The following is a 24875-nucleotide window of genomic DNA, read 5'->3' as shown; positions in this document are numbered from 1 at the left end:
CACTTAGAAGGTAAATTTATCTTATGATGTAGATAGCTGAGTTGTCCATTTGCATTATCATCAGATTCTAACCAGTGGTAGGATTAGCTATTATTGATTAGTTTGTAGGTAGATATCATGGAAAACCGAGTTCGAATTGCAACCCGTAAAAGCCCATTGGCATTATGGCAAGCATATTTTGTTAAAGCTAAACTGGAACAAGCTCATCCAGATCTCACAGTAGAACTCGTTCCAATGGTCACTAAAGGCGATATTATTCTTGATACGCCTCTAGCAAAAGTGGGCGGTAAAGGGCTGTTTGTTAAAGAGCTTGAAGTGGCAATGTTAGAAGATCGTGCCGATATTGCGGTTCACTCAATGAAAGACGTTCCTGTCGATTTCCCTGAAGGGTTAGGACTTGTCACCATTTGTGAGCGTGAAGATCCACGTGATGCCTTCGTTTCAAATAACTATGACAGCCTTGACCAGCTTCCAGAAGGAGCCGTGGTTGGGACATCAAGCCTGCGTCGTCAGTGTCAGATTCGTGCACTCCGCCCTGATTTAGTTGTCAAAGATCTTCGAGGCAACGTGAATACTCGTCTACGTAAGCTTGATGAAGGCCAATACGATGCCATTATTTTGGCTTGCGCTGGACTTAAACGTTTAGAGTTTGAATCTCGCATCAAATCATCTCTAGCACCAGAAGTATCACTTCCAGCCGTTGGTCAGGGCGCAGTGGGTATTGAATGCCGCCTAGATGACCAGCGAATCATTGATCTATTAGCTCCGCTAAATGATACAGAAACAGCAACCCGTGTTCTTGCTGAACGAGCAATGAACTTAACACTCGAAGGTGGATGCCAAGTTCCAATTGGTAGCTATGCACTATTAGAAGGTGATGATATTTGGCTGCGCGCCCTCGTCGGTGAACCCGATGGCAGCAAAATGGTTCGCGGTGAAATTCGTGGTGCACAAGCAGATGCTGAAGAGTTAGGTGTCACATTAGCAAAACAGCTACTTGCTGATGGCGCCAAAGAGATCCTAGAAAAACTCTACAGTGAACACGAATAACTGATAATGTCTGTATTAATACTGCGTCCCAAATCTGAGGCAAAAAAGTTAGTTGCAGAGTTGCAGCGAGAAAATATCCCCGCGACCTACTGCTCTCTGTTCTCAATTATGCCCGGAAAAGCGTTAAATCAGTTAAAATCCCAACTCGATACATTACGATCGAAAGATTTTCTGATCGCAGTCAGTGTCAATGCAGTCAAAGAAGCGGATAGTTGGCTGAAAAGTCAAAATAGCCGTTGGCCGACAGAGGTAAACTACTATGCTGTTGGCCAAAAAACAGCACAAGCACTCTCTCAAATGACTCAATGCAAGGTCGTTGCACCTCAACAGCAACAGACTAGCGAAGGGTTACTTGAGATAGCGGCACTGAAAAATACAACCACTGGAAAAGCCCTGATTTTAAGAGGTAACGGTGGAAGAGAACTAATTAAGACGCAACTAGAAGAACAAGGAATTGATGTTCAATATTGCGAAACTTATCAACGAAAATGGTTAGAAAGAGATTTCGATCAATTAGCGCAACACTGGCAACAATCGGTAAAAACGGTTGTCGTAACCAGTGGTGAACAATTACTTTTTCTTAATCGCAACTTAAGCTCAGCGTTACAGCAATGGCTACACGGTTGTCGCCTTTATGTTCCAAGTGAGCGAATAAAACAACAAGCAAAACAATTAGGTTTTACTTCAATAACTTCGGTTGGCAGTGCTGCTAATAGTACGCTTATAACCGTATTACGTGATGATAAGCAGAATGGGATTATCGAATGACTGATACGAAAAATACCAACAAATCTGATGCGAAAGCAGATAATAAGCTAGCATCATCGATTAAAAAAACAGATAAACCAGAAGGCAAAAAGCCTTCTACACCATCTAACAAAGCTTCATCGATGACAACTAAAGCTGTGAATAAACCAAACAGTAATGTGAACGAGTCTGCCAAGACTAAGACAGATTCTGTTACTCCAAAGGTGACTCCGTCATCAAGTGCCGCAGCATCAACAGCAAAAACAACACCAAAGACCACCGCTCCTGCCGCACCGAAACAGTCTGGTAATAAACTCAGTATTGTGGCTATCGCTCTTGCTATTGCGATTGGTGGCGGTCTTTACTACTTGGGTCAACAACAAGTAGCCGCTCAAGCAGAACAGGTATCGGTACTAAAACAAGAGTTAGCACAGCTAAAAGGTGAGCTAAATGGCCAGTTGAGCTCAAGCTTAAAACAGACCCAAAATACGTTAGCCGCTTCAACAGAACGCACAACCAAAAATAGCGTTGTGATCGAACAGCAATCAGCCGATATTGCTAGCATTCAGCGCAGCATTGCTGAATCTAAAGGCCATAGCCCAAGTGATTGGTTGCTAACCGAGTCAGATTATCTAGTTAAAATGGCGGGCAGAAAACTGTGGTTAGAGCATGACTTAGCCAGCGCGAGTCAACTACTTCTTGCCGCAGACAAGCGTATCGCTGAACTTAATGATCCAAGCTTAACTAATCTTCGTCAAGCATTCGCTACAGACATCACAACGCTACGTGCAATTCCTGTGATTGACCGTGACGGTTTAGTGCTTCGTTTAAGTAGTCTTGAGCAAGAGATTGATGCTTTACCTCTGAAGAGTGTCCTTCTTCCTGACGCTCTAGCGACTGAAGATAAAGCTGTTTCTACATCAGCAGCAGATTGGAAAGAGAACCTACAAACCTCAGCCAAACAGTTTATGGACAGCTTCATCACTTATCGAACTCGTGATGGTAGTGTCACACCGCTGCTTTCTCCGAAACAAGATTTCTATCTGCAAGAAAATCTAAAATCGAAGTTAGAAACGGCGATTAAGTCTGTGTACCGTGAGCAAGGCGACCTTTATCGTCAATCACTCACCATGGCAAAAGAGTGGGCATCAGAGTTCTACAACTTAGATGATCCTAAAGTCCAAAGCTTTATTGCAACATTGGAACAGTTAGAGAAGCAGCAGATCCAAGTAACTTACCCGACTGAGCTAAAGAGCCAACCAATTATTACTGACGTTATCAGCCAACGTCTACGCAATAAAGTGCTCACTATCGGTAGCTCGGAGGATCCAGCATGATTAAACTATTCCTCTTAGTCGCAACTCTCATTGCTGGTTTAGTGATCGCCCCTGAAATAGCCGGTAATCAAGGTTATGTTCTTATCTCAATTGCAGATAAAACCGTTGAGATGAGTGTCACAACGTTAGCGATTTTCATTTTAGCGTTATTAGCTGCACTTTTTGTCTTAGAGTGGATTCTGAAGCGGGTTTTCTCTGTCGGTGGTTCAACTCGTAGCTGGTTTATTGGTCGTAAAGCACGTAAATCAAGAACCAATACCGCATTAGGCATGGTGAAATTACGTGAAGGTGAATGGCTACAAGCAGAAAAACTTACAGCAAAATCAGCCTCTCACAGTGATGCTCCATTACTTAATTACCTTGTTGCCGCAGAAGCTGCTCAAGGTCGTGGTGACGTCTACCAGCGCGATGAATACCTAAAATTAGCGTCTGAACAGAGCGGTAATAATATTCTTGCTGTCGGATTAACTCGCGCACAATTAGAGATCGACAACAGCCAGTTTGAGCAAGCATTAGCGACCTTAAATGAACTAAAAATCAATCACGTTAGAAATCCAATCATTCTAAAGCTACTAAAACAGGTTTACTTACAGCTAGAAGACTGGAGTTCAGTTATTGAAACATTGCCAACATTTGAGAAAAATCAAATAGTAACACAAGAAGAAGCTCTAACCCTTAGCACGCAAGCATACAGCGGTAAGATGACTCAAATAGCTCATCAATCTGGTAGTGCAGGTTTATTAAGCTACTGGAACGATCTGCCTCGTAAAAAGCGTCATAATGTTGAGCTTATCGTCGTATTTGTTCAGCAAATGGTATTACGAGATGCAGATGAAGATGCGTATATGATTCTTCGTGACAGCATGAAAAAGATTATCGACCCGCGCCTAATCACTCTTGCAGCATCATTAAACTTAAAGGATTACCATCCATTAATTCAGCGTATTACCGCAATGCTTAAGTATGATGAGAAGAGTATTGAGACTTATCGTTCTCTTGCTCTACTTTATATGAAAGAGAGTCAATGGGGTGAAGCGAAAACAAACTTAGAGAAGGCGATCGAACTTGGGCACGATCTTAATGATTATGCCAGCCTAGCTACCGTATTAGAAAAGCTAGATGATAAGCAGGGTGCCGCTGAAATATCAAGAATTGGTATGCAGCAAAAAATCAGCTAAAGAATGATTTAATACATTAATCTATATAAAAAAGACATTAACTTCTATATCGAAATTAATGTCTTTTTTTATCTCAACATCTAAGCTAATTCTTAAATAAAAGAGAATGCATCAGAGAATATCTGATCGCGAGTGACATTACGTTGCTCAGTAAATAACGTTCTTGCTGCACCCGCCATCTCAAAACGACCGGCAATGTAGATCTCATGGTCAGCCAGTGAATCAAAATCTTCCATCACCGCTTCTAGTACATTTCCCACTTTACCTGACCACTCAGAATCTGGGTTTTCAACCACAGGAGTAAACTGAATATTATCGTATTGATCAGCAATACTCTGTAGCTCTTTGCTTGCATAAAGCTGATAACTATCACGCCCGCCCCAGTAAACAGCAATGGGCTGAGTTAAACCTCGACTCACACACTGATCTAAAATGCTGCGAACATAAGAGAAGCCAGTACCGCCTGCAATTAATAGAAGAGGTTTATCACTCTCCTCTTTTAACCATGCACTACCATGAGGGCCGTCAATAACAAAAAGCTCTTCATTCTCTAAGCACTGTTTTGCTTTATCAACCACTTCGAGTGCATAAGGGTTATGATCAGCGGCACCAATATGAAGCTCAAGGATACCTTCACGGCACGGGCTATTTGCAATGGAGAAAGCACGTTTATCTTTCTCGCCTAAAACCGCTAATAAATACTGTCCCGCTTTAAACGAAACCGCTTCTGTTGGCTTCAAAATAATTCGATAGGTATTACTTGCTAAAGATTCAATTAGCTCTACTTTACACTCAATAGTCATTTCATCCTCAATGGTGGAGAATCCACCGCTCTACTTTTAGTCTTACTGCAACGATTAGTCTTATTACAGTGTTCGCCTTACTACAGTAATGAAGATATTAATCTAGCAAAGTGACTTCAATGTCTGTTCTAGGTTGTGCTAAACAAGCCATAACCCATCCTTGTTGTTGTTCTTTTTCCGTTAATACTGGCGCAAGATCGTAGTGAACTTCACCAGAAATCATCCGACATAAACAGCTGGCACATGCACCAATTTGGCAACGGTTTGGCCAATTAATCCCAGCATTTAATGCCGCATCAAGAAGAGTCTGATCTTCCGATACATTAAAAACGGTTCTTATTTCTAACTCTTTCTCTGTCGTACTATCTTGCTCACGACCGATCAATGTGACTTGATAGCTCAATCAAAAATCCCTAGATCTTTCCACATTTCATCGACTTTTGCTGTTACGTCAGGATCTTTAACAATAGGAATACCCCATTCACGATCGGTTTCTGTCCCAATTTTGCTGGTTGCATCAAGCCCCATTTTAGAGCCTAGGCCAACCACTGGAGAAGCAAAGTCGAGCGAATCAATCGGTGTATTATCAATCAAAACGGTATCACGACTTGGGTCCATACGTGTCGTAATTGCCCAGATAACATCTTGCCAGTTACGCGCATCAACATCATCATCACAAACAATCACAAATTTGGTATACATAAACTGACGCAAGAAAGACCAAACGCCCATCATCACACGCTTAGCATGCCCTGGATACTGCTTCTTCATGGTCACAATCGCCATACGATAAGAGCAACCTTCAGGTGGCAAGTAGAAATCAACAATCTCAGGGAATTGTTTTTTTAAGATCGGGACAAAAACCTCATTAAGAGACACCCCTAATACTGCAGGCTCATCCGGTGGACGTCCTGTATATGTGCTGTGATAGATAGGATCTTTTCGCATCGTCATATGAGTCACGGTAAAGACGTTATGTTGCTCAATCTCGTTATAGTAACCCGTGTGGTCACCATAAGGTCCTTCATCCGCAAACTCATCGGGATCGATATATCCTTCCAAGACAATTTCAGCACCAGCAGGAACATCTAAATCATTGGAGATAGATTTGACCACTTCACTCTTACTGCCACGTAATAGACCCGCAAATGCGTATTCAGAAAGCGTATCAGGCACCGGTGTCACTGCCCCTAAAATAGTCGCAGGATCCGCACCAAAGACGATAGATACAGGGAATTTTTCACCCGGATGCTCTTGCTTCCACTCACGAAAATCAAGCGCGCCGCCACGGTGAGCAAGCCAACGCATGATAATCTTATTCTTACTCAACTTCTGCTGACGATAAACACCAAGATTTTGACGTTTTTTCAATGGCCCTTTAGTGACGGTTAATCCCCAAGTAAAAAGAGGTGCAACATCATCTGGCCAACAATGCATAACAGGGAGCTTATCAAGATCGACGTCATCGCCTTCCAATACAATTTGTTGGCAAGGGGCATTACGTAGTCGCTTAACAGGCATATTGAGAACTTGCTTGTAGACGGGCAGTTTATCTACCGCATCACGAAATCCGCTTGGTGGTTCAGGTTCTTTCAAGTACGCCAATAGCTCGCCCACTTCACGTAGCTCTTTTACCTCAGTACGCCCCATCCCCATCGCAACACGCTCGGGTGTACCGAATAGGTTAGCTAAAACGGGAATGTTGTAGCCCTTTGGGTTTTCAAATAACAGGGCCGGTCCACCAGCTCGTAAGGTACGATCACTGATCTCTGTCATTTCAAGGTGAGGGTCAATCTCTTGACTAATGCGCTTAAGTTGCCCATTAGTCTCAAGGTAGGAGATAAAATCTCTCAAATCGCTGAATTTCATGAGTTAGCCAATTAACGTAATAATTTTTACCAGTATAACGTTTTGTTAACCCTTGTTCAGCCCTGATAACCAGAATTTAGTAAAGAAAAATGATTATTTAAGTCTTTTTCCTCTTTTACCCATAATTTTTAGGACACAAAAACAAAAAACGCCACAATTTAAATCAACTCAATAACGAAATCGTTAATCAAATTGGTTAAATTGTAGCGTTTTAAATTAAGGCTATTTTAGGTTTAAATTAGCCCTAAATATAACGATTACTGACGGCGCATTGCGTCAAAGAATTCATTATTTGTTTTAGTCATTGATAGCTTACTTAGTAAGAATTCCATTGAATCGATTTCACCCATAGAGTGAACAATCTTACGCAGGATCCACATCTTCTGTAGCTCATCTGACTTAGTCAGTAGCTCTTCACGACGAGTACCAGAACGGTTAAAGTCAATCGCAGGGAAGACACGCTTCTCAGCAATTTTACGAGAAAGATGCAGTTCCATATTACCTGTACCTTTAAATTCTTCGTAGATCACTTCATCCATCTTAGAACCGGTATCAACAAGTGCTGTTGCGATGATAGTCAAGCTGCCACCCTCTTCAACATTACGTGCTGCACCGAAGAAACGCTTAGGACGGTGTAGAGCATTTGCATCAACACCACCAGTTAGAACCTTGCCTGAAGAAGGAACAACGGTGTTATAAGCGCGAGCAAGACGGGTGATGGAGTCAAGAAGGATAACTACATCTTTCTTATGCTCAACAAGACGTTTTGCTTTTTCGATAACCATCTCAGCAACTTGTACGTGGCGAGATGCTGGCTCATCAAACGTAGAGGCAACCACTTCACCTTTAACAAGGCGTTGCATTTCAGTTACTTCTTCTGGGCGTTCATCGATAAGTAATACCATTAACTCACACTCAGGGTGGTTATAAGCAATACTTTGAGCGATATTCTGTAGCAACATGGTCTTACCCGCTTTTGGCGGAGCAACAATCAGACCACGTTGACCTTTACCAATTGGAGAAGCAAGGTCTAAAACTCGAGCGGTAATATCTTCAGTCGAACCATTACCACGCTCCATCACCATGCGCTCGTTGGCATGTAGTGGAGTTAAGTTTTCAAATAAAATTTTGTTACGTGCATTATCTGGCTTATCAAAGTTAACTTGATTCACTTTTAGCAGGGCAAAATAGCGCTCACCATCTTTTGGCGGACGAATCTTCCCGGCAATGCTGTCACCAGTACGTAAATTGAAACGACGAATTTGGCTTGGAGAAACATAAATATCATCTGGTCCAGCAAGGTAAGAGCAATCTGCTGAACGTAAGAAACCAAAACCATCTTGAAGAATCTCTAAGACACCATCACCAAAAATATCCTCACCACCCTTAGCATGTTGCTTGAGAATGGAAAAAATGATGTCTTGCTTTCTAAGGCGCGCCAAATTTTCTAAGCCCAAGCTTTCGCCAAGTGCAACTAAATTTGAAACTTGACGGTTTTTTAACTCTGTTAGGTTCATAGTGGTAGGTTTTTTGTCGGTCACGATAAGAGGTCTATATAAGTTAAGAAAAAATATAACCCTGAATGGGGTTAAGAAAGTGTTATCTGTTTTCGTCTAAAATACGCGCAACAAGTTATCATCAAAATTGGCTAACGTCTAGTCATTGTGTGTATAAAACCGTACACAATGGAATTTTGCATACGGTTTTATCACTTTTTGTTACAGGTTTGCGTCAAGAAACTCTTTAAGTTGAGTTTTTGATAACGCACCAACTTTCGTTGCTGCAACACTGCCATCTTTAAATAACAATAGCGTTGGAATTCCACGAATTCCAAATTTAGGTGCTGTTGCACTATTTTGGTCAATATTCAGTTTAGCTACTGTCAATTTACCTGCGTACTCTTCTACGATTTCATCCAAAATAGGAGCAATCATTTTACAAGGGCCACACCACTCCGCCCAAAAATCTACTAGTACTGGTCCTTCAGCTTTGATCACATCGTTTTCAAAACTATCATCAGTTAGATGTACAATATTGTCGCTCATTTTCCACTCCAATGTGTGTTTTAAGATACTATTTTATGATTATCTAGCAATTTGTTCCCCTATTTCAAATGATTCAGTTTCGTATTGCAAGTCTAAGCTGATATTCTATATAAATGAAAAACACACACATCACAGAGCAAAAGTTTGCTGAACTAGGGTTAAATCCTTTAGTTTTAAAGGGCTTAGAGTCAAAAGGGTACCATAATTGCACCCCGATTCAAGCCTTAGCATTGCCAGTACTGCTCGCTGGCCAAGACATCGCAGGACAGGCCCAAACGGGAACTGGGAAGACTTTAGCCTTCCTTACTGCTACTTTTAACCATTTATTGACTCATCCAGCAGATGAAAGTCGCAAGGATAATCAACCGCGCGCAATTATTATGGCTCCGACTCGTGAACTTGCGATTCAGATCTATAATGATGCAGCTCCGTTATTAGAATCGACCGGTTTAAAAGCAGGTTTAGCTTACGGCGGCGAAGATTACGAAAAACAGCAGAAGAAATTACAAGACGGCGTCGATATCTTAATTGGTACAACTGGTCGTATTATCGATTTCTTCAAAAAAGGTGTTTTCGATCTAAAAGCGATTCAAGCGGTTATTCTTGATGAAGCTGACCGTATGTTTGATCTTGGCTTCATTAAAGATATTCGTTTCTTGTTCCGTCGTATGCCAGAACCGAAGCAACGTCTAAGCATGATGTTCTCTGCAACCCTCTCTTACCGAGTGCAAGAGTTAGCGTTTGAGCACATGAACGAGCCAGAGCATGTGGAAGTTGAACCTGAGCAAAAAACAGGACACCGAATCCAAGAAGAGCTGTTCCACCCATCAAACAATGAGAAGATGCGTCTACTGCAAACACTGATTGAAGAAGAGTGGCCAGATCGAGCGATTGTTTTTGCTAACACCAAACATGTTTGTGAAAGCGTATGGGGACACCTTGCCGCTGATGGGCACCGCGTTGGTCTACTAACTGGTGATGTACCTCAGAAGAAGCGTGTACGCGTCTTAGAGCAGTTCACTAAAGGTGATTTAGATATTCTTGTAGCAACCGATGTTGCCGCTCGTGGTCTTCATATTCCACAGGTAACTCACGTCTTTAACTATGACCTACCTGATGACTGTGAAGATTACGTTCACCGTATTGGTCGTACAGGTCGAGCAGGCGCAAGTGGACACTCAATCAGCTTTGCTTGTGAGCAATATGCACTGAACCTTCCAGCAATTGAAGCCTATATTGGGCATACTGTTGCGGTATCAGGCTATAATTCATCGGCTTTATTAGACGATTTACCGGCTCCACTGCGTCTTCAACGTCGTCGTGGACCAAATACGCAACGTCGTTCTAATAATCCACGTTCACAAAACCGTGGTCGTCAGCCGCGCCACAACAACGCTAATAAGTAAGTGATTATATGCAGACGTCTCCTTCTCTCTATGTTGCCATCGATTTAGGCTCAAATAGTTTCCACATGCTTGTGGTACGTCAGGTTTATGGCAGCATTCAAACTGTTGCAAAAATAAAACGTAAAGTCCGTTTAGCGGCGGGACTAGATAGTAAGAACCAACTTAGCGAAGAAGCAATGCAACGAGGCTGGCACTGTTTACGCCTATTTGCAGAACGTCTGCAAGATATACCATCAGAAAATATTCAAATTGTTGGTACGGCTGCGATGAGAACCGCAACCAATATTGAACAATTTATCGAGCCTGCTGAAGAGATCTTGGGACATAAAATTAATGTGATCCCAGGTAAAGAAGAGGCACGTATGATCTACCAAGGGGTGGCGCATACATCTGGTGGTAAAGATAACCGATTTGTCGTCGATATCGGTGGTGCGAGTACAGAGTTAATCATTGGTAAAGGCTTTCAAGCTGAAGCGCTCAACAGTCTCCATATGGGCTGTGTGACTTGGCTTGAGCAGTACTTTAACGACCAACGACTAACCAAAGAGAATTTTGAACGTGCTATTACGGCGGCAAAAAAGGTGTTACAACCGATTGTTTCTGAATATACCTCATTAGGTTGGGATGTCTGTATCGGTGCAAGTGGAACGGTACAAGCACTGCAGGAAATAATGCTCGCTCAAGGGATGGATGAAATTATCACCCTGAAAAAACTCTATCGTCTACAACGTCAAGCGATGGAGTATGAGCAGTTATTAGAACTTGATATTGAAGGACTAACGTTAGAGCGTGCGTTAGTTTTCCCAAGTGGTCTTTCTATTTTGATTGCTATTTTCGAGACATTTGAGATAAATGCAATGACACTCGCTGGCGGTGCGATTCGTGAAGGGATCGTCTATGAGATGATTTCTGATATGCGTCATCAAGATATCTGCCAGCGAACATTAACCAGCTTACAACAACGCTATCAGCTCGACAGTCAATATGGTGAGTTGGTTTCTAATTTTAGTCAGGCACTATTAAAGCAATGCGAAGAAGAGTGGATCCCTGAATCTCAAGGTGCCAGTCTTCTTCATGCCGCTGCACTTCTCCATGAAATTGGAATGAACATCAGCTATAAAAATGATGGTGAACACAGCGCTTACTTGATTAAACACTTAGATTTACCCGGCTTTACTCAAGCTCAAAAAATGCTCTTAGCTGAGCTACTTCGTCGCTATAGGGAGAGTTTTACTCCTCTTCCTAATCAGCATGCGATATCAAAGCTAAGTGCCGACCGTATTCTTCAACTACTGCGTCTGTCTGTTATTTTATCTCATCGTCGAGATAAGGATAAATTACCGAAGGTGACCATAAAAACCGTCGGTGAACAGATGCAAATAACGCTACCAGAGACTTGGTTGGCAAATAATCCGTTAATGAATGCAGAGTTAGAATTAGAGTTAGACCGAATGACAGACTTAGGATGGGAGTTGACTATCACAAGTTAACGTTAATGATGACCAATTAGTCACATTTAACCACTGTCAGTCCGTTAATAAAAAAAGAGTCGAGAACAGGAAATAATATCTTATGAAAAGATATATTCTGTTCTCAACTTTCTATATTTAGTTCTTAGTTATCAGCTTTAAATTATCAATGCTTTAATCAGATTTATTCTGCGATAAAACGTCCAGTCTGCCACTGACGATAAAACTCGCCCCCCAATGTCACTCCTCGCATCGCCATAAAGATCAACATGCCAGACCAAAGGGCATGATTACCAAACCCTTGCAATAACCACCAACCAATAAAAAAGCTTATCGTGGCAATAAACATGCTATTTCGCATCTCTTTTCCTTTTGCAGCTCCCACAAAAATACCATCGAGCAAAAAGCACCACATAGATACCAAAGGTAAAATCGCTAACCAAGGCAAGTAAATCGCTGCATCATGCCGCACTTCAGCAATATTTGAAATCAAACCAATCAGCTGATCACCAAAAATAAAGAAAATCACACTCATCACTAAACAGATAATCAAACACAAAAAAGTACTGCTCTGCATCACACGGATTAATTGATTCTTATTTTTAGCGCCGACGGCATTGCCCACCATCGCTTCCATCGCATAAGCAAAACCATCCATAGCATAAGATATCATCATCAAAAAGCTCATTAATACCGCATTTGCTGCCACAATATCATCCCCTAACGCCGCCCCTTGAAATGCCATAAAAGCAAAAACAACTTGTAAGCAGAGACTACGTAGCATGATATTTTTATTGAGATGAAGTAGCTGTCCAATATTAGTAAATATCGCAGAAATTTGCTTTTTCCATGAAGGTAGACTTAAATTTCTCCATTGTTTTGCGACAAACCAGAGCCCTAAACCAAAGCTACTGTAATCCGCAATCACAGAAGCAAAAGCAGCACCTTTCACTTGCCAGCCAAATCCCATCACAAACAATAGATCGAGAAGAATATTGACTAAATTAGTAAAAATCAGCAACCACATAGGGTAGCGAGAGTTTTGAGTTCCCAACAACCACCCCATAATCACTAAATTGGCAAGTGCGGCGGGAGCACTCCAGATCCGAACTTCAAAATATTGTTGACCATAAAAGATCACTTGTTCACTGGCATTGCTCAAAGAGAAAATAAGCTGGCTTAAAGGTTGATGTATCAACAATAAGATCCCAGCTAAAATCCACGCTAACGTGACACCTTGCAGCAACATCACGGCTATCTGTTGACTGTTTTTTCGTCCAAAAGCTTGAGCGGTTAATCCTGTTGTTGCCATGCGTAAAAAGAGCAGCAACATAAAGACCATGCTGATCATCGAACCGCCAATCGCGACGCCACCGAGATACCAAGATTTATCAAGATGACCAATCACCGCCGCATCCACTAATGACAAAAGTGGAACCGTAATATTGGACAACACCATTGGAAGAGCAAGGGAAAAAACATGGCGGTGCAATTTAATGTCTTTAATAACAGAGATCATATTTACTTAAACACTCCCATTCATACTTAAAACTGTTCGGTTGTTGATATCGCTAGTTTACCGACTAACCACGCTAATCATTTGGGGGATATACCCTTCTTACTTTGGGTATAGAACACTAAGAATTTAAAAACAGACAAAAAAAATACTGCCTAACTACTCTAAAATAGAGCAGTGAGACAGCATGATTATATTCTAGTGAATTGATATTACTCGCCAGTTACCCAGAATAATTTACAAATGCCATAACGCTAACTGTAAACTGTAATTCAGCGTCTTACATCCAATCTGCATTGCGAATAACACCAACGGCTAAACCTTCAATAGTGAAAGGTTCATTAGCAAGATCAACGACAATCGGATCAAACTCAGGGTTTTCAGCATGAAGATAGACTATTTGCCCTTTTTGCTCAATACGTTTTACCGTAACCTCTTCATCTAAACGGGCAATAACAACTTGGCCATTGTGAAACTCTTGAGTTTTATGTACAGCAAGCAGGTCACCATCCATAATCCCAATATCCTTCATACTCATTCCATTTACACGTAATAGAAAATCTGCACTACGCTTAAATAAGTTTGGATCAACTTGATAATGCGCTTCTACATGCTCTTGAGCTAAAATTGGCTCACCTGCGGCAACTTTACCAATTAATGGTAAGCCTTCGGGTTCTGCAACCTCATTATCAATCAATAAACGCAAACCACGAGATGCGCCGGGAATAATTTCAATCGCGCCTTTGCGAGCAAGGGCTTTTAAATGTTCTTCAGCTGCATTCGCTGAACGAAAACCCAACTCTTTAGCAATTTCTGCACGAGTTGGTGGCATTCCAGAAAAATCAATTTTTGCTTTGATTAAATCAAAAACTTGTTGCTGTCTTGGGGTTAATGGCTTCATCACTTCACCTGTTTTTTTATACAGTTACTTGTGAGTATATCCAGTATTACTGTTATTGAAAAGCGCTATCGTCGATTATTTATTCAAGTTAACTAAACTTGGTTGTGATCTAGTTGTGGAAATTAAGAAAATTAAGCCAATTATGCTGCAATGTGTTAGTCGTTTTCTGATATCCTTGAAATGAAAATATAAGAATATAAAAGGTAAAACAAAAATCATGCCGCAACCCAAACATGAGCTATCTCTTTGGCAGAAGATCTATTTTCCGCTATTAAATCTGCCCTTATCATTGATGGTTAAAAGCAAACCTATCCCTGCTGATCCAATTGCTGATCTCGGGTTAGATCTTTCGCGGCCGATTGTTTATGCTTTGCCTTTTAACTCCCCCACCGATCTTTTGGCTTTGCAAAAAAAGCTAAGATATTGGGATTACCGGATCCTTTGACTCCAATTGTCATTGGTGAACAGTCACTGCCACGTTATGTCTTCATTGCGAATGGCCCGAGTATTTTTGGTACCGACAAACAGCTGCCAAAAGAGTCAAAGCAGATTTTTGGTCAGCTACTCGATTACCATCAATTAGATCCTGAATTGGATATTCAACTTGTCCCTACCTCAATCTTGTGGGGAAGAAAACCTGGCCATGAATCAAATCCAGCACCACGACTTCGAGCGCTCAATGGGATTGAAAAGTTCTGGGCAATATTAACCTTAGGCCGAGATTCAGTCGTCCGTTTAAGCCCACCAGTTTCATTGCGCTATATGGCTGATAGTCACGGTACTGACGAGTCTATTGCCAACAAACTAGCTCGTGTGGCTCAAATTCACTTTTCTCGTCAACAACTTGCGGCAGCAGGCCCTAAACTACCTGATCGTCAAGCACTATTTGAGCGCCTTCTTGACTCAAAAGCAATTGATAAAGTCGTCAAAGATGAAGCAAAATCTCGTGGCGTACCAGAAGAGAAAGTACGTAAAGAAGCTCATGGAATGATGGAAGAGATCGCCACTGATTTCTCTTATACCTTGATCCGTTATGGTTCTCGTATTTTAGGTTGGTTGTGGAACCGTCTCTATCAAGGGATTAATGTTAACAACGCTGAACAAGTTCGTCGTCTGGCACAAGATGGTCACGAAATCGTTTATGTGCCGTGTCACCGTAGCCACATGGACTATCTACTACTCTCTTATATTCTTTCTGAAGAAGGACTTGTTCCTCCCCATATTGCTGCAGGAATTAACTTAAACTTCTTCCCTGCCGGACAAATTTTCCGTCGTGGTGGCGCATTCTTTATTCGTCGAACATTTAAAGGCAATAAGCTTTATTCAACGGTATTTCGTGAATATCTAGCCGAACTTTTCACCAAAGGTTACTCTGTTGAGTACTTTAGTGAAGGGGGGCGTTCACGTACCGGCCGTTTACTTCCTGCCAAAACGGGTATGTTGTCGATGACAATCCAAGCGATGTTACGAGGCTTAAATCGCCCTGTCACATTGGTCCCAGTCTATATCGGCTATGAACATGTAATGGAAGTCTCTACTTACGCCAAAGAGCTACAAGGTAAGAAAAAAGAGAAAGAGAATCTAGGCCAAGTTTTTCGTACCATTCGTAAATTAAGAAACTTGGGACAAGGCTACGTGAACTTTGGTGAGCCAATCTCAGTTAACCATTACCTCAATAAAAATGCGCCAGATTGGAACAATGACATTAATCCTATTGAGCCGCAAAAACCAACATGGTTAAACCCTGTCGTTAATGATCTTGCGGTTAAAATGATGACCCATATTAATGACGCAGCAGCAGCAAATGCACTGACATTAACCGCCTTGGCTATTCTCTCTTCTCGTCAGCGAGCGTTAAGTAAAGAAGAGTTGATTGAACAAGTCGATTGCTATCTAAAACTACTCAAAAATGTCTCTTACTCTAATAATGTGACGATTCCTGAAGGGAGTGCTGAAGAGTTAGTTAAGCATGCGACGGGTATGGATAAATTTGTCGTTGAGCACGATTCTCTTGGGGATATTTATTCACTGGATCGTCACCAATCGATCTTAATGACTTATTACCGTAATAATATTATCCACCTATTTGCACTGCCGTCATTAATTGCTCGTATTATTATCTCCCATGACGAATTAAGTCGCGCTGAGATTCAACAGCAGGTCTCTTTACTCTATCCATTTGTAAAGGCGGAATTATTCTTAAATGTTGAAAAAGAGCAACTTGAAAGTGTCGTAGATCACTATATTGATGAGTTAATTACCCAAGAATTATTGTGGCAAAATGGCGACAAAATTGCGATGAACAGAGCCAATATCGGTACCGTTCAACTTCTTGGCGCCACCATTAACGAGACTTTACAACGTTATAATATCGGGTTTGTATTACTCAAAACCAAGCCAACACTCTCTCGCAAAGAGTTCACCAATGAAAGCCTTGTTCTCGCCCAGCGTTTAAGTCGTTTACATGGTATTAATGCGCCAGAGTTCTTTGATAAGGCGGTATTCTCACTCCTCATCAATACACAAAGAGAAGAAGGATACATCACAGAAGATAATGATATAGTCAGTAAAAAAGTGGATACGATTCTGCCAATTTTAGCTGACCTTATCTCTCCTGAAATAAAACTTACTATCCATGCTGTCATGAACCGTAAAGAGATAGAACAAGAAGAACTTGAGAAAGACAAACTTGAAAAGAAAGAGCGAGAAAAAGCAGATAAATAACGTAATTTAACGTAACGTTATTAGTCAAAAAAAGAGCTATAAGAGTCAATCTTTTAGCTCTTTTTTTAAAAGAAAAAATCACCATTTAGCCGCTTTAAGCCAGCAACAAACCTCAGCAGTTATGGATGAACACTACGTTTAATTGGATTCTGTAAAGAGATAAGTGTTTCGGTAGATTGCACCTCTTTTATCACTTGTAATTTATCGATTAATACCGCTTGTAACTCCTCAATAGAGCGACACATTAATTTGACGAAAATATTATAAGCGCCAGTGGTATAGTAAGCTTCCACCACTTCATCGAGTTGATTCAACTTATCAATAGCAGATTGATAATCACGAGCAGAGTTTAAATTAATACCAATAAAACAACAGACATCATAACCGAGCTTTTTCTCATTAACGACGATATTAGTTCGTTCAATAATATCTGCTGAACGCATTTTTTCAACACGAGCATGGACAGTAGCAGGGCTAACATGAAACCGCTTACCAAGTTCAGCATAAGGTGTTCGAGCATCATCGATTAAAGCTTGTAAAATCTGTCGGTCTAAATCATCTATTTTGTACTCGCTATCCATCGCCATTTTCAATCCATTTTTTATCTGCTGTAATGTTTAAAGCTAACAGAGATAACGGAAGGGATAAACACAATTTATCTTAAAGCATCTTAAATATCTTACAAAACCCAATAAGCTTACTCATCAAGCACCATAGTATGGATATCACCCACAATGGTAATTAATGCTATACCCTTTTTACTTGAAGTTGCTAGGTTGTTGGCGTCGCTCATTCGCCCCAATCATATAGCACATTATACTCATGGGGCCTCATTCACTTGCAGCCTACTAGCAACTCCAATTACTTTGGGTATATAATCGTTTCTGTCTTGATCTTAATTGGAGTTTTTTGTGCAGATCCGCCTTATTAGTCAACAACCAGAGCATCAACAACAGCTCGAACAACTTGCTGAACGTTGGCAACTTGTCGATGATGAAACCAATGATTTTGCCTTAGTATTAACTCCAACTCACCTTGAACTACAAAAGTTAGATGAGCCTAAACTCGGTGCGATATTTGTTGATTGGGTTTCTGGTGCATCAAATCATCGACGTAAGTTTGGTGGCGGTAAAGGTCAAGCCATTGCTAAAGCGGTTGGATTAAAAAATGGCGTGGTTCCAACGGTATTAGATGGCACAGCAGGCTTAGGTCGAGATGCTTTTGTTCTTGCTTCCCTCGGCTGTAAAGTGCAGATGTTTGAACGTCATCCTGTTGTTGCGGCACTGTTGGATGATGGATTACGACGAGCCAAAGACGATCCAGAAATCGGTTCATGGGTCAGAGAGCGTGTCTCTCTACTTCATGTTTCTAGCCTTGAGCAGCTAAAAGAGCATGATGATAAGCCCGATGTTATCTATCTTGATCCTATGTATCCCCATAAGAAAAAGTCAGCATTAGTAAAAAAAGAGATGCGGGTATTTCAAACCTTAGTGGGTGCGGATCTTGACGCCGATGGGCTACTGGAACCTGCATTGAAATTAGCCACAAAACGCGTCGTGGTTAAACGCCCTGATTATGCTGAACCCTTAGCCAACATTCAGCCATCAACGGTTATTGCAACTAAAAAGAACCGCTTTGATATCTATGTAAATAGTGCAATGAAATAGAAGTAGAACAAAAGAATCAATACAAAACCTCACCATGACATCTCGGTAATATCACTATCGAGAAATCATCAGTGAGGCTTTACGTTTTTAACTCAGTTTATTAAACCTTAATAACTAAGCAATTCCTTTATCATGAAGCAACGCATCGATTTGCGGCTCACGACCACGGAAGCGCTTAAATAGCTCCATCGGTTCTTCACTGCCCCCCATTTCAAGAATGGCATGTAAGAAGTCTTGCCCAACTTCCTCATTGAAAATTCCCTCTTCACTAAAGCGTGAGAATGCATCTGCAGAGAGCAGTTCAGCCCAAAGGTAGCTGTAGTAACCGGCACTATACCCACCAGCAAAAACATGACTAAAGCCGTGAGGGAAGCGATTCCATTCAGGGCTAGGCACCACTGAAACTTGCAACTTAACTTGCTGTAACGTTTCAAGGATTTTTGCACCCAACTCAGGATCGTAGTTAGTATGTAGCGTGAAATCGAACAAGCCAAACTCTAACTGACGTAGTACAAACATCGCCGCTTGGAAGTTTTTACTCGCAAACATCTTATCAAGTAAGGCTTTTGGTAACGGCTCGCCCGTCTCATAATGACCAGAAATAAACGACAGTGCCTCTTCCTGCCAACACCAATTTTCTAAGAATTGACTTGGTAGCTCTACCGCATCCCAAGGAACTCCATTGATCCCTGAAACCGCTGGCACATCGACTTTAGTCAACATATGATGAATACCATGACCAAACTCGTGGAACAGTGTCGTCACTTCGTTATGAGTAAAGAGTGCAGGCTTATCACCAATCGGCTTATTGAAGTTACAGGTTAAATAAGCGACAGGTGTTTGATGTTCACCGTTAATGGTTGTGCGACCAACTCGGCACTCATCCATCCATGCCCCGCCACGTTTGTGTTCGCGAGCATAGAGATCTAAGTAGAAAGAGCCTCGTAATTCACCACTTTGATCAAAGATATCGTAATAAGAGACCGACTCATGCCACACATCAATATCATCACGTTGCGTAATCGTCATCCCAAAGACTCGATTAACGACCTCAAATAGACCAGAAACGACCGTTTGCTCTGGGAAGTAAGGGCGTAGCTCTTCATCAGAAATATTATATTGATGCTGTTTCAATTTCTCTGAGTAATAGGTGAAGTCCCACGGTTGTAACTCGGTAGCTTGATAATGTTCAGCAGCAAACGCCGTTAATTCCGCGACCTCTTTTTCACCTTGTGGTTTTGCACGCACCGCTAAATCATTCAAGAAGGTTAATACTTGATCCGGTGTTTCAGCCATTTTGGTTGCCAATGACTTTTCACTGTAATTATTAAAATCGAGTAGTCGAGCTAGCTCATGACGAAGTTGTAACTCCTCAGCCATAATGTCGCTGTTATCCCACTGACCGGCGTGTGGACCACGATCAGAAGCACGAGTCACAAAGGCTTGATACATTTCAGCTCGTAGTTCACGGTTATCACAGTAGGTCATCACAGGAAGGTATGATGGAAACTCTAAGGTCAATAACCAACCGTCAAGATCTTTAGCTTGAGCACCAGCTTGTGCTGCAGCCATTGCTGATTCAGGCATACCAGATAACAGTGATTCATCGGTAATATGTTTACTCCAACCCATGGTGGCATCTAATACATTATTACTAAAAGTTGAGCCTAGCTCAGAAAGACGCTTAGTAATTTCACCATAGCGATGCTGTTTATCCGCCGTTAATGCGATACCAGATAGGGTAAAGTCACGCAGTGCATTGGTGATCGACTTTTTCTCAGCTTGGTTTAATGACGCAAACTGCTCACTACTCTTAATTGTTTGATAAGCTTGAAACAACCCTTTGTGTTGCCCCACCCAAGTTCCGTATTCTGAAAGCAAAGGAAGGCAGCTTTCATACGCTTCACGCAACTCAGGACTATTCATGACTGAATTCAAATGGCTCACGGGTGACCAAATACGACTTAAGCGATCATCAACCTCAGCGAGAGGCTGGCAAATAGTTTCCCAACTTGGCGCTGCATTGTTAGCTAACACCTCTTCTACTTTGGCACGACAATCAGCAATTGCTTGCTCTACCGCTGGTTTTACATGTTGAGGCTCTATCTGAGAGAAGAGCGGAAGATCAGTAAATGTAAGCAATGGATTTGTCATTCTAAATTCCTTATCTGTCAGTTATTTATCATAGATGGTTACGATTAGACTAAAATTCAATGGTAAAGATACAAACTTAAATCTGTCTCATTGCTGCATCTTGCTAATGAATAGGTAATAATAACGGTAAGACACCTACTTAGGATTATGATTCATGCTTAGTTATCGCCACAGTTTTCATGCTGGCAACCACGCCGATGTTGTTAAACATATTGTACAGAGCCTTATTATTGAAGCGCTCAAACAGAAAGATAAACCCTTTGTTTATCATGATACGCATTCTGGCGTCGGACGTTACGATCTCAACCATGAATGGTCTGAGAAAACGGGCGAATATAAAGATGGCATAGCTAAAATATGGCAGAAAAATCAAATTCCAGAAGGGGTAGAGACATATTTACAGGCAGTTTCTGCACTAAATGAGAACCATACCCTACGTTATTATCCTGGCTCACCAAAAATTGCTCGTGCATTACTTCGCCCTCAAGACCGAATGATGTTAACCGAGTTGCACCCGACGGACTTCCCTCTGTTATGCCAAGAGTTTCGTGGTGATCGCCAAGTTAAAATGTTCAATGAAGAAGGCTTTACTCGTCTAAAAGGAAGTTTACCGCCAAAAGAGCGCAGAGGCTTAGTTCTTATCGACCCCTCTTATGAAGTGAAAACGGAATACCGTGAAGTCGTTAATATTATCGGCCAAGCTTATAAACGTTGGGCTACCGGTATTTACGCAATTTGGTATCCGGTTGTGCAACGAGAAAATATTGATCTCATTACAACAGGGCTAGAAAAGCTTGGGATCAGAAAAATTCTTCAGATTGAACTCGGTGTCAGCCCTGACAGCACAGAACGAGGAATGACCGCATCGGGAATGATTGTTATTAATCCACCGTGGAAACTAGAGCAACAGATGAAAACAATTTTACCTTGGTTACAACAAATGATCGCACCAGAAGAAGGTCATTGCACCGTTAAATGGATTGTGCCAGAGTAAAGCGAGTGTTTGAAAAGTAGATATAAAATTAAACCGTACTATGCCCACCTGACTTTAAACAGCGATAGTATCAGTGCCCTTAATGCACAAACTAATAGCGATGATGTTGGGTATAAAATAATTTAAAGAAAATGGAGTAATTTCATGACAAAGCATTTTGATTATATCTGTATCGGTGGTGGTAGCGGCGGCATTGCCTCAGCGAACCGAGCTGCAATGCATGGCGCAAAAGTTGCGCTGATTGAAGCTCAACACTTAGGCGGCACTTGCGTTAATGTCGGTTGTGTTCCAAAAAAAGTGATGTGGCATGGCGCTCAAATTGCTGAAGCCATTAAGATGTACGGTCCAGATTACGGTTTTGATGTGAAACTGAACGGTTTTAACTGGGAAAAACTGGTTGAAAATCGTGAAGCGTATATTGGTCGCATTCACCAATCTTATGATCGTGTTTTAGGAAAGAACAAGATCGACGTTATCAATGGCTTTGCGACCTTTGTTGATGCAAAAACGGTTGAAGTGAATGGTGAGCAATATACTGCAGACCATATTCTGGTTGCTGTTGGTGGTCGTCCTACTATACCTGCCGTGCCAGGTGCTGAGTATGGTATCGATTCAAACGGTTTCTTTGAGCTAAATGAGCAACCAAAGCGTGTTGCTGTTGTCGGTGCAGGTTATATCGCCGTTGAGATTGCAGGCGTATTAAGCGCATTAGGGACAGATACTCATCTATTCTGTCGTAAAGAATCCCCACTTCGTAGCTTTGACCCAATGATTATCGATACATTAGTTGAAGTAATGGAGCAAGAAGGTCCAACTCTTCATACTCACTCAACGCCAAAAGAAGTGGTCAAAGAAGCGGATGGTAGCCTAACTCTGCACCTTGAAAATGGCAAGAGTCAGAATGTAGACACCCTTATTTGGGCTATTGGTCGTCATCCAGCAACCGATACCATTAACTTAGGTGTGACCGGTGTTGAAACCAATGATCGTGGTTATATCAAAGTTGATGAATACCAAGAAACCAATATCAAAGGTGTTTACTGTGTTGGTGACATTATGGAAGGTGGCGTAGAACTAACACCTGTTGCAGTTAAAGCGGGTCGTCAACTGTCAGAGCGTCTATTCAACAATAAGCCGACAGCTAAAATGGATTACAACTTAATCCCAACGGTTGTATTTAGCCACCCACCAATCGGCACCATCGGCTTAACAGAAGCTGAAGCTATCGATCTACACGGTAAAGAGAACGTTAAAGTCTACACATCTGGCTTTACAGCAATGTACACCGCGGTGACTCAACATCGTCAACCATGTCGCATGAAACTTGTTTGTGCAGGTGAAGATGAGAAAGTTGTTGGTCTACACGGCATCGGTTATACCGTCGATGAGATGATTCAAGGTTTTGGTGTTGCTATGAAGATGGGCGCCACAAAAGCTGATTTTGATAGTGTTGTTGCTATTCACCCGACAGGCTCTGAAGAATTCGTTACCATGACATAAGCCAGTAATGGCTAAATCATAAAGCAAATAATAAATAGAGCCATTTAACTGATATCTAAGGGATACTGAAGTTAAGTGGCTTTTTTCTATCTCCTTCAGACTTGAAGTCGCGAGGTTGTTGATTGCTACAATTAACTCGCCAATGTTGTTGCTTGCGCTTTAATATCAACATTATCACCGTCTCTATCAAACGCCTTATTGCCGAATAGATACGTTTTACTCACTGCTCTATCGTCCCCTAAACTCATCAAGACAAATAATTTTTCCTCAAGAGTTTTAGCCTGTTTAATTCTAAAGCGCATCAACTGAGTCGCCTCAGGATCAAGAACCACAAAGTCTGCCTCTTTTCCGATAGATAAATTACCGATCTTATCGTCAAGATGTAATGCTCTCGCACCACCTAATGTCGCTAAATAGAGGGACTTTAAAGGGTGTAATTTTTCTTGTTGCATCTGCATCACTTTGTACGCTTCCCCCATTGTTTGGAGGATAGAGAAGCTGGTTCCTGCACCAACATCTGTGCCCATACCGACACGAACATTAAACTGCTCAAGTTTTGGTAATTTAAAAAGGCCTGAACCAAGAAATAGATTTGATGTTGGACAAAATGCAATCGCTGAATCTGTTTCCGCTAAACGTTGGCACTCACAATCAGAAAGGTGAATACCGTGAGCAAAAACAGAACGAGGATGTAAAAGCCCATGATGATCATAAACATCAAGATAGCTTTCTCGCTGAGGAAAAAGATCTAAAACCCAATCGATCTCTTTCTTATTTTCGGAAAGATGAGTATGCATATAAACATCGGGATACTCTTCTAATAATTTACCTACTGTATCCAACTGCTCTGGTGTACTAGTAGGAGCAAAACGTGGCGTCACCGCATAGAGCAGACGTCCTCGGTTATGCCATTTTTCAATAAGGGCTTTTGACTCTAAATAACCAGATTCTGGGGTATCTGTTAAATAGTCAGGAGCATTACGATCCATTAAGACCTTGCCAGCAATCATACGTGCTTGTCGTTTTTCAGCTTCTTCAAAAAAAACATCAACGGACTCTTTATGAACCGTACCAAAAACTAAAGCGGTTGTGGTGCCATTTCTTGCAAGTTCATCTAAAAAAAGTTTGGCGACTTGATGGGCATAAACCGGATTCTTAAAACGACGCTCTTCTGGAAAAGTATAGTTTTCTAACCAATCTAATAACTGCTCACCATAAGAGGCAATCATCCCTGTTTGCGGGTAATGGATATGGGTATCAATAAAACCTGGTGTGATCAATTTATCTTGATAATCCGTCACTGACATTTGACTAGAGTGACGCGCAAGAACCTCATCAGCAGAGCCAATATCAACGATATGTCCATCAGCAACAACAATCACACCATCGTCAAAATACTCATAAGAGTTTTCAATTCCCACATCTTTTGGATCGGCAATGCTATGTAGGATGCTAGCGCGAAACGCTTCCTGTTTCGTTTGCATATGTAACTCCTTAATATTCTGATCTTCTCTT

General features: G+C 41.5%; 19 protein-coding genes and 1 pseudogene. 10 read left to right on the top strand and 10 right to left on the bottom strand.

Annotation, left to right across the window (positions count from 1 at the left end; genetic code table 11):
• Positions 1-117: 117 nt before the first annotated feature.
• From hemC to L0B53_RS07595, 4 genes are read left to right on the top strand one after another with little or no spacing between them, the layout of a single operon-like run.
• On the top strand, positions 118-1050 hold the full coding sequence (gene hemC, locus L0B53_RS07610) for a hydroxymethylbilane synthase (protein WP_235061521.1): 933 nt from the start codon (positions 118-120) through the stop codon (positions 1048-1050).
• 6 nt (positions 1051-1056) lie between these two features.
• Positions 1057-1818 carry a uroporphyrinogen-III synthase gene (locus L0B53_RS07605; protein ID WP_235061520.1) on the top strand — a complete coding sequence of 254 codons (762 nt, stop codon included), beginning with the start codon at positions 1057-1059 and terminating at the stop codon, positions 1816-1818.
• Positions 1815-3134: a uroporphyrinogen-III C-methyltransferase gene (locus L0B53_RS07600; protein WP_235061519.1), complete on the top strand. Its 1320-nt coding sequence runs from the start codon at positions 1815-1817 to the stop codon at positions 3132-3134. Before L0B53_RS07605 ends, L0B53_RS07600 begins: the two co-directional genes overlap by 4 nt.
• Positions 3131-4312 (top strand): heme biosynthesis HemY N-terminal domain-containing protein, encoded by a 1182-nt coding sequence (locus L0B53_RS07595; RefSeq protein WP_235061518.1) that lies wholly within the window; start codon positions 3131-3133, stop codon positions 4310-4312. Before L0B53_RS07600 ends, L0B53_RS07595 begins: the two co-directional genes overlap by 4 nt.
• A 92-nt stretch (positions 4313-4404) precedes the next feature.
• Here the strand turns inward: L0B53_RS07595 and fre are convergent, their stop codons facing one another.
• The 5 genes from fre to trxA all read right to left on the bottom strand — a co-directional run bounded on the left by fre (position 4405) and on the right by trxA (position 9029).
• Positions 4405-5115 (bottom strand): NAD(P)H-flavin reductase, encoded by a 711-nt coding sequence (gene fre / locus L0B53_RS07590; protein ID WP_235061517.1) that lies wholly within the window; start codon positions 5113-5115, stop codon positions 4405-4407.
• A 97-nt stretch (positions 5116-5212) separates the two neighbouring features.
• Positions 5213-5455, bottom strand: a complete 243-nt coding sequence (locus L0B53_RS07585; RefSeq protein WP_235062199.1) for a 2Fe-2S iron-sulfur cluster-binding protein — start codon at positions 5453-5455, stop codon at positions 5213-5215.
• Between the two features lie 59 nt (positions 5456-5514).
• Positions 5515-6984: a 4-hydroxy-3-polyprenylbenzoate decarboxylase gene (ubiD, locus tag L0B53_RS07580; protein WP_235061516.1), complete on the bottom strand. Its 1470-nt coding sequence runs from the start codon at positions 6982-6984 to the stop codon at positions 5515-5517.
• A 257-nt stretch (positions 6985-7241) separates the two neighbouring features.
• Positions 7242-8501 carry a transcription termination factor Rho gene (gene rho / locus L0B53_RS07575; protein WP_235062198.1) on the bottom strand — a complete coding sequence of 420 codons (1260 nt, stop codon included), beginning with the start codon at positions 8499-8501 and terminating at the stop codon, positions 7242-7244.
• Positions 8502-8702: 201 nt separating this feature from the next.
• Complete coding sequence (gene trxA / locus L0B53_RS07570) at positions 8703-9029, bottom strand: thioredoxin TrxA (RefSeq protein WP_235061515.1); 327 nt, start codon at positions 9027-9029, stop codon at positions 8703-8705.
• 113 nt (positions 9030-9142) lie between these two features.
• Here trxA and rhlB point away from each other — a divergent pair, with 113 nt between their 5' ends.
• Both rhlB and gppA read left to right on the top strand, forming a co-directional pair.
• On the top strand, positions 9143-10435 hold the full coding sequence (gene rhlB / locus L0B53_RS07565; protein ID WP_235061514.1) for an ATP-dependent RNA helicase RhlB: 1293 nt from the start codon (positions 9143-9145) through the stop codon (positions 10433-10435).
• 8 nt (positions 10436-10443) lie between these two features.
• The gene (gppA, locus tag L0B53_RS07560; RefSeq protein WP_235061513.1) at positions 10444-11925 is read left to right on the top strand and encodes a guanosine-5'-triphosphate,3'-diphosphate diphosphatase; all 1482 of its coding nucleotides are present in this window, start codon (positions 10444-10446) and stop codon (positions 11923-11925) included.
• Positions 11926-12088: 163 nt separating this feature from the next.
• Here the strand turns inward: gppA and dinF are convergent, their stop codons facing one another.
• Complete coding sequence (gene dinF, locus L0B53_RS07555) at positions 12089-13423, bottom strand: MATE family efflux transporter DinF (protein WP_235061512.1); 1335 nt, start codon at positions 13421-13423, stop codon at positions 12089-12091.
• A gap of 277 nt (positions 13424-13700) precedes the next feature.
• The gene (gene lexA, locus L0B53_RS07550; protein ID WP_235061511.1) at positions 13701-14321 is read right to left on the bottom strand and encodes a transcriptional repressor LexA; all 621 of its coding nucleotides are present in this window, start codon (positions 14319-14321) and stop codon (positions 13701-13703) included.
• A gap of 217 nt (positions 14322-14538) precedes the next feature.
• On the opposite strand from lexA, the pseudogene plsB reads away from it, so the two are divergent.
• Positions 14539-17045, top strand: a pseudogene (plsB, locus tag L0B53_RS07545) (glycerol-3-phosphate 1-O-acyltransferase PlsB).
• 119 nt (positions 17046-17164) lie between these two features.
• On the opposite strand, the gene asnC reads toward plsB, so the two are convergent.
• On the bottom strand, positions 17165-17626 hold the full coding sequence (gene asnC / locus L0B53_RS07540; protein WP_235062197.1) for a transcriptional regulator AsnC: 462 nt from the start codon (positions 17624-17626) through the stop codon (positions 17165-17167).
• Positions 17627-17956: 330 nt separating this feature from the next.
• Here asnC and L0B53_RS07535 point away from each other — a divergent pair, with 330 nt between their 5' ends.
• Positions 17957-18712, top strand: a complete 756-nt coding sequence (locus L0B53_RS07535) for a class I SAM-dependent methyltransferase (protein WP_235061510.1) — start codon at positions 17957-17959, stop codon at positions 18710-18712.
• Between the two features lie 114 nt (positions 18713-18826).
• On the opposite strand, the gene prlC is transcribed toward L0B53_RS07535, so the two are convergent.
• On the bottom strand, positions 18827-20866 hold the full coding sequence (gene prlC / locus L0B53_RS07530; RefSeq protein WP_235061509.1) for an oligopeptidase A: 2040 nt from the start codon (positions 20864-20866) through the stop codon (positions 18827-18829).
• Between the two features lie 154 nt (positions 20867-21020).
• On the opposite strand from prlC, the gene L0B53_RS07525 reads away from it, so the two are divergent.
• Together L0B53_RS07525 and gorA are read left to right on the top strand one after the other, a co-directional pair.
• Positions 21021-21860 carry a 23S rRNA (adenine(2030)-N(6))-methyltransferase RlmJ gene (locus tag L0B53_RS07525; RefSeq protein WP_235061508.1) on the top strand — a complete coding sequence of 280 codons (840 nt, stop codon included), beginning with the start codon at positions 21021-21023 and terminating at the stop codon, positions 21858-21860.
• A gap of 144 nt (positions 21861-22004) precedes the next feature.
• Positions 22005-23360 (top strand): glutathione-disulfide reductase, encoded by a 1356-nt coding sequence (gorA, locus tag L0B53_RS07520; RefSeq protein WP_235061507.1) that lies wholly within the window; start codon positions 22005-22007, stop codon positions 23358-23360.
• Between the two features lie 131 nt (positions 23361-23491).
• On the opposite strand, the gene guaD is transcribed toward gorA, so the two are convergent.
• Positions 23492-24844, bottom strand: coding sequence for a guanine deaminase (gene guaD / locus L0B53_RS07515; protein ID WP_235061506.1), 1353 nt, complete (start codon positions 24842-24844; stop codon positions 23492-23494).
• Positions 24845-24875 lie beyond the last annotated feature (31 nt).

The sequence above is a fragment of the Vibrio sp. SS-MA-C1-2 genome (assembly GCF_021513135.1).
In the GTDB taxonomy this organism is placed as follows: domain Bacteria; phylum Pseudomonadota; class Gammaproteobacteria; order Enterobacterales; family Vibrionaceae.
This window is presented reverse-complemented; position numbering and strand designations above follow the sequence as displayed.